The 11,163-nt window shown below is 69.4% G+C and carries 8 protein-coding genes; 7 read left to right on the plus strand and 1 reads right to left on the minus strand.

Annotated features, from left to right (window positions below; translation table 11 throughout):
* Positions 1-40: 40 nt before the first annotated feature.
* From ACY34M_RS22730 to ACY34M_RS22755, 6 genes are all read left to right on the plus strand, one after another.
* Entirely contained in the window at positions 41-940 is a 900-nt protein-coding gene (locus tag ACY34M_RS22730; protein WP_462719858.1) for a dioxygenase family protein, read from the plus strand.
* Positions 937-2,031, plus strand: a complete 1,095-nt coding sequence (locus ACY34M_RS22735) for a maleylacetate reductase (RefSeq protein WP_462719859.1) — start codon at positions 937-939, stop codon at positions 2,029-2,031. Before ACY34M_RS22730 ends, ACY34M_RS22735 begins: the two co-directional genes overlap by 4 nt.
* Positions 2,032-2,161: 130 nt before the next feature.
* Positions 2,162-3,367 carry an FAD-dependent oxidoreductase gene (locus ACY34M_RS22740; protein ID WP_462719860.1) on the plus strand — a complete coding sequence of 402 codons (1,206 nt, stop codon included), beginning with the start codon at positions 2,162-2,164 and terminating at the stop codon, positions 3,365-3,367.
* 191 nt (positions 3,368-3,558) lie between these two features.
* Positions 3,559-4,980 carry an MFS transporter gene (locus ACY34M_RS22745; RefSeq protein ID WP_462719861.1) on the plus strand — a complete coding sequence of 474 codons (1,422 nt, stop codon included), beginning with the start codon at positions 3,559-3,561 and terminating at the stop codon, positions 4,978-4,980.
* A gap of 53 nt (positions 4,981-5,033) precedes the next feature.
* A complete protein-coding gene (locus tag ACY34M_RS22750) occupies positions 5,034-6,431 on the plus strand; it encodes a C-glycoside deglycosidase beta subunit domain-containing protein (protein WP_462719862.1) in 1,398 nt (465 codons plus the stop codon).
* Between the two features lie 54 nt (positions 6,432-6,485).
* The gene (locus ACY34M_RS22755) at positions 6,486-8,006 is read left to right on the plus strand and encodes a GMC oxidoreductase (RefSeq protein ID WP_462719863.1); all 1,521 of its coding nucleotides are present in this window, start codon (positions 6,486-6,488) and stop codon (positions 8,004-8,006) included.
* 12 nt (positions 8,007-8,018) lie between these two features.
* Here the strand turns inward: ACY34M_RS22755 and ACY34M_RS22760 are convergent, their stop codons facing one another.
* Positions 8,019-9,623 (minus strand): subtype B tannase, encoded by a 1,605-nt coding sequence (locus ACY34M_RS22760; RefSeq protein ID WP_462719967.1) that lies wholly within the window; start codon positions 9,621-9,623, stop codon positions 8,019-8,021.
* A 231-nt stretch (positions 9,624-9,854) separates the two neighbouring features.
* On the opposite strand from ACY34M_RS22760, the gene ACY34M_RS22765 reads away from it, so the two are divergent.
* Entirely contained in the window at positions 9,855-11,102 is a 1,248-nt protein-coding gene (locus tag ACY34M_RS22765; RefSeq protein WP_462719864.1) for an ROK family transcriptional regulator, read from the plus strand.
* Positions 11,103-11,163 lie beyond the last annotated feature (61 nt).

The following is an 11,163-nucleotide window of genomic DNA, read 5'->3' on the forward strand; positions in this document are numbered from 1 at the left end:
CGGGCCGGCTCGCGCCCAGCACACCGACAGGAGAAACATCATGACCGGGTCCGCACCGTCCGCCGACCTCGACGAGACCACCCTCACGGACGCCACTGTCGCCAGCTTCGTGGACACACCCGACCCCAGGCTCCGCGACTGCCTGTCCATCCTCGTCAAACACCTCCACGCCGCGGTCCGCGAGATGGAACCGACCCTCGACGAATGGGAGAAGGCCGTCGAGTTCCTCACGGCCACCGGACACACCTGCGACGACACCCGTCAGGAGTTCGTGCTGCTCTCCGACGTGCTGGGTGTCTCCTCGCTGGTGGAGAACATCAACCACCGCAAGTCGTCCGCAGCCACCGAAGCCACGGTCCTCGGCCCCTTCCACATGACCGAGTCGCCGCGGCGGGAACTGGGCGCCAGCATCGACGAGGTCGGCAAGACCGAGCCGTGTCTCGTCACCGGGCGCGTCCTGTCCGCCGACGGCACGCCCCTGGCACGGGCGAGCGTGGACGTGTGGCAGGCCGACGAGGACGGCTTCTACGACGTGCAACGCCCGGACGTCCTGCCGCCCGGCAACGGGAGGGGCCTGTTCACCACGGACGACGAGGGACGGTTCCGGTTCACCACGGTCGTCCCCTCCCACTACCCGATCCCCACCGACGGCCCCGTGGGCCAGCTCCTGCTGGCCACCAGCCGCCACCCGTACCGCCCGGCGCACATCCACTTCATCGCGACGGCCGACGGCCACTCTCCCGTGACCACCCACATCTTCGTGGCGGACAGCCCCTACCTGGAGTCGGACGCGGTCTTCGCGGTCAAGAGCAGCCTGATCCGCGAGTTCCGGCGCATCGACGACGCGGAGGAGTCCGCCCGGCACGGCCTGCCCGGACCGTTCGCCCATGCCGACATCGACCTGGTGCTCGAACCGGCCCGGGGTGGGGAGCCCGCATGAACGGGGATGTCGGCGGCGGCCACTTCACCGTCCCCGCACAGCCCACGCACGTGGGCTTCGGCGCGGGGAGCCTGAGCACGCTCGGCGACGAACTGGCCGCATCGGTGCTCAGCCCCGTACTCCTGCTGTGCTCGAACAGTGGTCGCGAACTCGCCCACCGGCTTGCCGCCGAACTCCCCGATACGGTCGTGGGCGTCTTCGACGAGGCACGCATGCACGTGCCCCGGCCCACCGTCGAGGCCGCACGCAAGACTGCCGCCTCCCTCGGAGCCCGGGCATGCGTCGCCGTCGGGGGCGGCTCGGCGATCGGCCTGGCCAAGGCCCTCGCACTCGAGGCGAATCTCCAGTACGTCGCGATCCCCACCACCTACTCCGGCTCAGAGATGACACCCGTGTGGGGCATCACCGAGGGGCAGACCAAGACGACCGGACGCGCCGAAAGAGTGCGCCCCGTCTCCGTGCTGTACGACCCCGACCTGACGCACACCCTGCCCGCCGGCGTGTCGGTCACCAGCGGACTCAACGCCATGGCCCACGCGGCCGAAGCCCTCTACGCCCCCGACCGCTCCCCGCTGACCGATCTCATGGCCCAGGAAGCGGTGCGCGCGATGGCCGCCGCCCTCCCGGCCGTGGTCGCCGACCCGACGGCCGACGGGCCCCGGTCAGCAGCCCTCTACGCGGCGTGGCTCAGCGGAACATGCCTGGGCCTGACGACCATGTCCCTGCACCACAAGCTGTGCCACGCCCTGGGCGGCAGCCTGGACCTGCCCCACGCCGAGACCCATGCCGTGCTGCTGCCACACACACTGGCCTTCAACCTGGAGGAAGCACCGGAAGCCCGCGCCCGCATGAGGCAGGCCTTGGGCCACGACGATCCGCCGGCCCGGCTGTGGCAGCTCAACCAGGAACTCCAAGCACCGGCCTCCCTGCGCGAGCTGGGCGCAGATCCGGCGGGCCTGGCCACGGTCAGGGAGCAGGCGCTCTCCGCGCCCTACGCCAACCCGCGCCGCGTGAGCGGCGGCAGCCTCGACAGGATCCTGACGGCAGCGTTCAACGGAGAGCCCCCGGAGCGTCTGCGCCCCATGGCCTGACGGAGTCACCGCGGCCCGGCAGCAGTGGGCGGACACCACTGCAGGATGTGGCCAGGTGCCGCACGTTCGGGATAGTCGGGGAACCGTCGGCTTTGTAAGTTCCTGGAAACTTCACCGACATGGAGCCGCCATGAGCACCTCAGAAGCATCCGGGCGCGTAGCAGTCCTCGGCTGCGGGCCGGCGGGAATGGCAGCGGCGATGTCCATTGCGCAGTCGGGCCACGACGTCACGCTCTTCGAGCGCTTTCCCGAGGCCAAGCCGGCCGGCAACATTCTCAACCTCTGGCCGCCGCCCTTGAAAGCGCTCGAGATCCTCGGCGTCGACACCGACGACCTGGGCGCGCCGTGCCGCCAGGAGCTGCGCTCCGCTCGCGGCCACTTGAGGGCGAAGGTGGCACTTCCGCCCGAGATCGAGCGCGAATTCGGTGGAACCTTCATCGGGCTGCTCCGCCCGGAGCTGTACGAGCGCATGCTCGCCGCGCTCCCTACGGGCGTCCTGCACACCGGCCGCAACGTCGTCCGCGTCGAGCAGGACCCCGAGAAGGTGGTCCTCCACTTCGAGGACGACGCCGCCGAGGAATTCGACGTCCTGGTCGGCGCGGACGGCATCAACTCGATCGTGCGGCAGACGCTCTGGAACGACGGCCCCGTGCGCGAACACCGCCTCCGCCTCATCGGCGGCTACACCTTCGCCGAGGACACCGGCGCGGTGCCGGGCCAAGCGGTGATCATGCACGACCGGGCCGTGCAGGGGTCCCACACGAGCATCCGGCACGAGGGCCGGGACGGCTTTCAGTGGTGGGTGGTCGGCGCCCAAGACCCCGCAGAGCCGGCTCCGGCGGACCTGAAGGGCCACGCCGCGCGGCTGATGAGCAACTTCCCCGGTCCGATGCCGAAGCTCGTCGCCTCCACGGACAGCGCGTGCGTGCAGACGTGGCTGCTCCGTGACCGGCCACCGATCCCCACATGGTCGCTCGGCCGCGTCACGCTCGTCGGGGACGCCGCACATCCCACCTCTCCGTACGCCGCCTACGGCGCGGGCATGAGCATCGAAGACGGCTACTTCCTCGGAAGGGCTCTCGCGGGCCGCAACCTGACCGACCTCTCACAGGTGGCGGCGGCGCTCACGGAGTACGAGGAACCCCGCAAGGCGCACACCGCGTGGCAGACCGAACTGGCCTACCGCAACGGGCGCTTGTTCCACCACACACCTGCCCCGCTGCAGCCGTTCCGGGACCTGGTCCTCGACCACACCTCGTTCCTGCAGCACCTCATGGGGCGCAAAAGGCCAGGATCGATACTCGAACAACTCAGCCTGATCGAAGCCCGGCGATAGCCCGCCGTCGGCGGAAATCCACCAAATGCGTGTGCCGGAATCCCGGCCCTGATCCGCATGTCGTCCTGCTCGGCATGCGGAAGGTGCCCGGATGGATCGCAGATTCCCTCTGCGTCCATGCCTGGGCGAGACATCGGAATTGACAGTTACGCGGCCGAAACCGGTAACGCGACCACAATGGGGTGAGGCCAATGACCATCGAAAGCCAGGCCGACGAAGGCCGAGTTTCAACAGATGTGAACGACCGGGCATATCTCGGTTTCGGCACCAAGGCCATCTACGGGATGGGTGACGTCGCGAGCCAGCTCGCGTGGTCGCTGGGCACGAGCTACCTCACGGTCTTCTACACGGACTCGGTCGGCCTGGCCACGGGCGCGGTGGCCGTCCTCATGCTCGCGGCGCGCATTCTGGACGCCGTCGTCGACCCCCTGATCGGCGGGCTCTCGGAGCGCACCCGCAGCAGGTTCGGGCGTTTTCGCCCGTGGATCCTGTTCGGTTCGCCGGTGCTCGCCGTCATGGTCGTGCTGACCTTCACGGCGCCGTTCGGCAACGGCGGCGCCGGCTTCGGGTGGGCGATCGGCACGTACATGGTGCTCGGTGTCGTGTACAGCGTCGTCAACGTGCCCTACGGCTCGCTCTCGATGGTGCTCTCACCATCCACGCGGGACCGTGTCGCCCTCAACTCGGTCCGGCTCATCGGGACGAACGTCGGAGCGGTGCTCATCTCTCTCGTCTCGGCGCCGCTCATCATCCAATTCAGCGGCAAGGGCGGGGCGATGACGGTCAGGGGCTACACGCTGACCGCGCTCGTCATGGGCGCGCTCTCGCTCGTGCTGTTCCTTGCACTGTTCTTCCGCACGAAGGAAGTCGTCACGCCGGTACGCCGCGAGCGCGCGACGCCGAAGTCCACGTTGACGGCACTGATGAGCAACCGCTCGCTGCTGGCTCTCGCCGTCGCCTTCCTCCTCGTCATGCTGGGCTTCTTCGGCCGCATGTCGACGGTGATCTACTACCTCATCAACAACGTGGGCAGGCCCGACCTCATCGGCCCACTCATGATGGTGCCGTCGCTCGCCGGCGTGGTCGGCATCGTCGCCTTCGCCAACCCCGCCATAGCACGCCGCGTCGGCAAGAAGCGCCTCGCGATCATCGGCTCGCTGGGATCGGCCGCGGCGCTGTTGCTGCTCACGATCGTCGGCTGGTCGAACCTGTGGGTGGTCGTCACCCTGTCGGCCGTCTACGGCATCGCGAACTTCAGCATCGCGATCATGATGAGCATGGTGCCCGACGCGATCGACGACGGCGAGGTGCGCACAGGCATCCGCAGCGACGGCACCGGCTACGCGAGTGTGAGCTTCGCGCAGAAGGTCGGAACCGCAGTCGGCGCGTCCGTCGGCGTTGCTCTGCTCGGCGCGTTCGGCTACGCCGCGGGCACGCATCCCACGGCCGAGGTGCTGGACGGTATCAACGTCGTCGCGAACGTGTTCCCCGCCGCGGCCTTCATCCTCACCGTGGTCCCACTCGCGTTCTACCGCATCAGCGAGGAACACAACGACGCCAACACCGCCCGGCTCGAAGCGATGCGTGCGACGGCGGCCGGTGGCGACGCGTAGCGCCGGTCGCCCGCGGAGGCACGGAGAACCGACACACCAACCAGGAGCCGAAAATGAACGAGAACCACCTCATCGAGACCCAGGGCTTCCGCCCGGTCACCCGCGACGGCCGCGTGGTCGGCTTCGCCTTCGAGGCCCGGATCGGCTACTACCGCGGCGTGCCGCTGACGATCGTCAGCAACCTGGCGGTCAGCGTCGACGGCGAGCCATGCCGCCGCGAGGACATCCGATTCACCGTCGACGGCCGCGAATACACCCTCGACGAGATGGCGGGCGAGGAGCAGGTGCGCTGGGAGTACGGCGCACGGGCCACGATCAGCGTGCTCAGCGGCACGGCGCTCCCACCCGGACCGCACGCCATCCGTCTGTCGGAGACGGTGTTCCCCTCCTACATGCCAGCCCCCGGGTTCGTCAGCCACGGTGAGCGCTCGATGACGATCGTCGACCCCGTGCAGGAGCCGGCAACGCAGCGTCTCGGAGTGAGCCTCTACAGCTACCAGTACGAGTACTTCCTCGGCCGGATGACGCTCGCGGACGCCGTCGCGGAGGTCGCCGCGATCGGTGCCACGGGCGTGCAGTTGCTGCCCGAGCAGATGATGCCCGGATACCCGGAGCCGTCGACCGCGTGGATCGACGAGTGGCATCGGCTGATCGAGCTGCACGGCCTCACCCCGACCGTCATGGACACCTTCGTCGATGTGGCCCAGGCCGGTCACCGAAAGCTCTCGCACGAGGAGGCGGTCGGCCGGCTCGTGACCCAGATGGAGCTCGCGAAGCGGCTCGGGTTCCCGGCCATCCGCCCGACGACCGGGCCGGTCGAGGACGCCGCGCCGGAACTCGTGTGCGCCGCGCTGCCGGACGCGGAGCGCCTCGACATCCGCATCCTCCCCGAGATCCACGCGCCGGTGCGACTCGGCGGACCCCTCACGACGTCCTATGTCGACCTCATAGAGAAGACCGGCACGAAGCACCTCGGCTTCACGCTCGACCTCGGAGTGTTCTGCCAGCAGATGCCGCAGGCGCTGCTGGCCCAGGCACGCCGCCGCGGCGTCGGCGAGGAGATCCTCGACTACATCACCGGCGCGTTCGCCGAAACACGCTCCACCGGCGAAGTCGTCGCGCACGTACGGGAGATGGGCGGCAATGAGGCGGCACGGACCCTCGCCGGTCACTCCGGCGCGTTCGGCCCGCGCGCCAACTCGGTCGCGGACCTCGAGGCGTTGATGCCCTACGTCGGCAACGTCCACGCGAAGTTCTACGAGATCGCGGACGGGGCGGAGGCGGCGATTCCCTACGCCGACGTGCTCTCCACCATCGCCGCGAGCGGCTACACGGGCTCCCTCGACAGCGAGTACGAGGGCCAGCGCCTCATCCAGGACGCCTTCGAGGTCGACAGCTGCGAGCAGGTGCGCCGCCACCACGCCTTCATGCGCAGGCTGCTGCGCGCCTGAGCCGGCAACAGCCCCTTCCACCCGTCGGACAGAGAGCGGACAGAGAGAAGATTCATGCCGGACGTACTCATCATCGGCAGCGGTCCCATCGGATCGACCTACGCCCGCGTGCTCACGGAGGAGAACCCGGACCTGTCGATCCTGCTCGTGGACGCCGGCCCACAGCTCACCTCCGTGCCCGGCGTGCACGTGAAGAACATCGCCGGAGTCGAAGAGCGCCGCTGGGCGCAGGCCAAGTCCCAGTCCGAGCACGCCGACGAGGCGGAGATCGCCCGCATCATCGCCACGGAGGGCAGACCTCCGACGCCCGACACGGCCCGGCCCGGCACCGCCTACCTCGACCCGAGGGCGGCCGCCTCGATGCTGCCGACCGCGATGCACGCCGCCGCCATGTCGACATGCGTCGGCGGGATGGCAGCACACTGGACCGGCGCGTGCCCGTGGCCGCACGGGACAGAGCTGCCCGAGTTCATCGACCCGCAGGAATGGGGCACCGCGTTGGAGCGGGCCCAGCACATCCTGCAGGTGACCCAGGACGCTTTCGCCACCAGCCCCGTGGGCGAGGCGGTGTGCTCCGCGCTCGTCAAGGAGTTCGACGCCGAACTGCCCCTCGACCGGCGAGTGCAGCCCATGCCGCTGGCCGTGACGGTCAAGCCCGACGGGACGCTGTACTGGACGGGCACGGACATCGTGCTGGACCGCCTCGCGACCGACCCGCCCAACACCTTCGAACTGCGCAGCGAGACACTGTGCCGCTCACTCCTCGTCGAGGAAGGCCGAGTGACCGGTGCGCGCCTGAAGGACCTGCGCACGGGGGAGACCTACTCGCAAGAGGCGAAGGTGGTGGTCGTCGCCTGTGACGGCATCCGAACCCCCCAGCTGCTGTGGGCTTCGGGTGTCCGCCCGGACGCACTGGGCCGCTATCTGAACGACCACACCCAGGTGATGGCGGGGGTGGCCCTCGACCCGGAGAAGGTGCCGGGCGCCTACGCGGCGAACCGCGTGGCCGATCCGCTCGTCGGTGTGCACTGGGTTCCGTTCTCCGAGGAGCACCCCTACCACGGGCAGCTCATGCAGATGGACCTCTCGCCCATCGCGCTCGCGGACGGGCCGAAGGACGACGGCACGCAGGTCATCGGCATGGGCTATTTCGTACCGAAGGACATCTCGGCCGACGACCGGCTGGTGTTCTCGGAGACGGAGACCGACCGCTTCGGGCTGCCGCAGGTCCATACGGAATACACCCTCACCGAGAAGGACCACGCCGACATCGCGCGCGTCACGGCCGTGCAGCAACGCGTCGCCGACACGCTCGGCCGGTTCGCGCCGGGGCGCGAGCCCATGCTCATGCCTCCGGGGTCCTCGCTGCACTACCAGGGCACGTTCCGCATGGGTGTCGCCGAGGACGGCACGTCGGTGTGCGACCCCTCCTGCCGTGTCTGGGGCTTCGACAACCTCTTCGTGGGAGGCAATGGCGTCATCCCGACGCCGACCGCCGGCAACCCCACGCTCACGAGCGTGGCGCATGCGGTGCGGTCGGCCCTGGTGATCGCTCGGTCGTTCGGCGAAGCCTGACCCGTACCCAGGTCAGCCCTGGTAGCCGGTCACTTGGGCGACCCAGGTGAGGAAATCTCCCGGGTCCTCGTTGGTGGCGTGGCCCTTGTCCCAGTAGAAGGAGTGGTCGACGGTGTCGCCGAGGCCTGCCGCGGCGGCGGCCAGGTTGGCGGACACCGTGAACGCGGTGTCGGTGTCGCTCGTGCCCAGCCGGATCCACCAGTGCTTGGAGCGGCCCGGGTTCCTCTTCCCGAGGTGGTGCATCGGGTTCATCAGGTCGAGCAGTGCCGGGATGTCGCTGTCGACGCGCTTGGTGGTGAGCCCGGTGGTGTCGTTCTTCTGGCCGTAGGCGGTGAAGTGGCGGGACTCGGTGGTGCCCGAGCCGAACTCGTTGTTCTCAGCGGCGGACAGGTCGAAGGTGTCGAAGGCTGGCGCGGTCTTCTTGCGCGCTCCCACGTGCGTGAGGTAGTCCTCCCACGTGAACGTCGCCTTGTTGTTCTTCCAGGTGATGAAGGTGTTCTTGGCGAGGTACGTGGCACGGTCGGAGCTGGACAGGCCCTTCAGGTACGCCGTGGCCGAGGGCTGGATGTACTGGTTGAGCAGGTAGTCCTCGTAGTTGCGGGCCGTCAGCGGGCCGTAGCCGTGCAGACCGTGCAGCTTCAACGACGCCTGGTACTCGGCGAACTGCGACTGCAACTGCTTGGAGATGCTCTGGTCGACGGCCTTGCCGGTGGACTGGGTGGCGTTGCTGCCCCAGTTCCACTCGTAGGCACCGTCCGCGTGCTCCAGGTCGGTGATCGGGCACCACGCGCCCGTCGCGTAGATCGCGTCGGAGGCGCCGGCCGCGCCGAGGTCCTTGAGGTACTTGTCGTAGAGCTTGCTGTCGCCGGAGGCTCCGAGCAGCGCGGACAGGGCGCCGCCCGCGCTGGTGCCGGTGGACACGATCCGGTCGGTGTTCCCGGGAATGCGGCCCCTGTTGAAGCGTACGTAGCGCACGGCGGCCTTGAGGTCGACGATGGCGGCCGGCGCGGTGCCGTAGTACGTGCCGTCCGACGTGGTCAGGCTGCGACCGCGGGCTCCGGGTTCGACGACGACGTAACCGGCTGTGAGGGCCAGCTCGGCGAGGTTGACCATGCCGTTGATGGCTCCGGCGCCGCCGCCCGGACCGCCGCCGGCACCGTCGGACGGCATCCCGCTGGGCATACCGCTCGGCGCCCCGCCGGACGAGCCGCCCATGCCGGTCATCTCCAGCGCGTTCTGCCCCACGCCGGTCGCCTTCGCGACACTGGAGGACATGTAGGCGCCCACCGCGTTCGCGAGGACGATGGGTGCGTGACTCGCTTCGACGGCCTTGCCGTCGATCTTCACCGGAACGCTGACACACAGGCTCTGGTGGGTGTCGTCGACCGGGTGGGTCACGTAGTTGCGCGGCTTGTAGAAGCGATAGGTCACCTCGCGGTCGGTGCCGGAGGCGTCGGCGATGGTCTCGGTCTTCTCGGTGTAGTCGTCCTTGTCGAAGACCAGCGCGTCCGACGCCCCCGAGGCGCCGGATCCGCTCTCGGTGTCGCTGTTCTCCGCCTGTGCGTTCAGGGCGAAACCGCCGATGGCTGCGACGCCGGCGGTGGCGCCGATCCCCATGACGACGGTCCTGCGGTTCACTGCCCTGTGCTTCACGGTTGTCTCCTCATCGCGGCAAACGCGTTGCTGCGTGTGCGGGGGTCACATGGGTCGGACGATGTGCGGCCGGGACGGAGGTACTGGGCCCGTCCGAGTCGAGTGTGCGGAACCCGACCCATTATTTTCAATGGTTGAAAAATTAGAAGACGATGAAGGTACGCGCACCCGCCGCGAGCAGGCAGAATCGAGGACGTGAACATCCCCGCCGACTCCGCGGCCGTCCGCCGCGGCAATCTCGCCCTGGTCCTGCGGCACATCGCCGACCACGGCCCCTGCGCGCGCACCGAGGTCGCGGCCGGCACCGGCCTGGTGCACGCCTCGGTGACCGCGCTCGTCGCCGACCTCGTCGCACGCGGGCTGGTGGAGGAGATGGGCGCTGCCGTCACGGGCGCCCGGGGTCGGCCGCGCCGACTGCTGCGCCTGGTGCCCGAAAGGGTACGGACCACGGCTGTTCACGTGACCTGGGAGCACATCACCGTGATGACGGCGGGCCTCGCGGGCCCGCCCGACGGGGCTCGACAACTGGCGCACCACCAGGGGCCGTTCGGGCCGCGCGAGGAGATGGCCGACGCCGTCGCCGCCGCTGTCGCGGAGTCCGTGCCCGCGGCCCCCGGTGTGCACCCGGGCCGCCTGGTGATCGCCATGGCAGGGCCGGTCACGGATGCGCGCGCTGACGACCCGGGTCGCGGCTGGCACGCGCCGGAGCTGGCTGCGCTCGTCGCGGACCGGCTGTCCGGGCAGTCCTGCCCCGTCGATGTGGTCAATGACGCCAACATGGCGGCATTGGCCGAGCAGCACGCCCTCACTGCGGCGGGCGACGATCCCGGCGGCACTGTCGCTTATGTCAAGTCCGACGCCGGTGTCGCAGGGGCCCTGATCATCAACGGACGTATTCATCACGGCAGTTATGGCCTGGCCGGGGAGCTCGGCCACATCCCGGTCTCCCTCGACGGGCCTGCCTGCCGGTGTGGCGCGACCGGCTGCCTGACGACATACATCAGCACGCGCGCCGTCCTCGATGCCGCCGGGCTCGGCGAACGTGCCGCACCGCACGACAGTGGCGCCGCCCTGGCCGAACTCGGCCGACGCCTGCAATCGTCAGAGCCTCGGGCCTTGGCCGCTCTGGATCGGGCCGGGCGTGCCCTGGGTGCCGCGATTCAGTCGATCATCGGCATGGTCGACGCCGAGCGCATTGTCCTCGGAGGTCATCTCGCCGAGTGGCTGCCTTGGCTGTTGCCGGGCGTCAAGGTCCGCATGGATCCCCGCCGCGCCGCGTTCCCCTCGCTTCCCGTGGCCGTCTCGCCCGGCGTCTTCGGCCCTGATGCGGCGCTGCACGGTGCCATCGCCGCGGGTCGCGCGCGGATCCTCGCCGACCCCACCGCCGTACCCGGAGGCAGGGGGAGCGGCGGTGCCTCGTGCGCGGGGTCGGCCGGAATCTGACCCTTCGGGAGCTCCCCGCTCCGTACATGCCCGCACGCCCGCCTTGAAGAAGTGGGGTAAA

This window comes from Streptomyces sp. EDA2-14 (assembly GCF_054963755.1).

Bases quoted from the DNA above. Each gene is read 5' to 3' on its own strand.
- ACY34M_RS22745 (WP_462719861.1), top strand. From the start codon at position 3,559: ATGACCATCGAAAGCCAGGCCGACGAAGGCCGAGTTTCAACAGATGTG.
- ACY34M_RS22760 (WP_462719967.1), bottom strand. From the start codon at position 9,623: ATGGGGATCGGCGCCACCGCCGGCGTCGCAGCCATCGGCGGTTTCGCC.
- ACY34M_RS22740 (WP_462719860.1), top strand. From the start codon at position 2,162: ATGAGCACCTCAGAAGCATCCGGGCGCGTAGCAGTCCTCGGCTGCGGG.
- ACY34M_RS22735 (WP_462719859.1), top strand. From the start codon at position 937: ATGAACGGGGATGTCGGCGGCGGCCACTTCACCGTCCCCGCACAGCCC.
- ACY34M_RS22750 (WP_462719862.1), top strand. From the start codon at position 5,034: ATGAACGAGAACCACCTCATCGAGACCCAGGGCTTCCGCCCGGTCACC.
- ACY34M_RS22730 (WP_462719858.1), top strand. From the start codon at position 41: ATGACCGGGTCCGCACCGTCCGCCGACCTCGACGAGACCACCCTCACG.
- ACY34M_RS22755 (WP_462719863.1), top strand. From the start codon at position 6,486: ATGCCGGACGTACTCATCATCGGCAGCGGTCCCATCGGATCGACCTAC.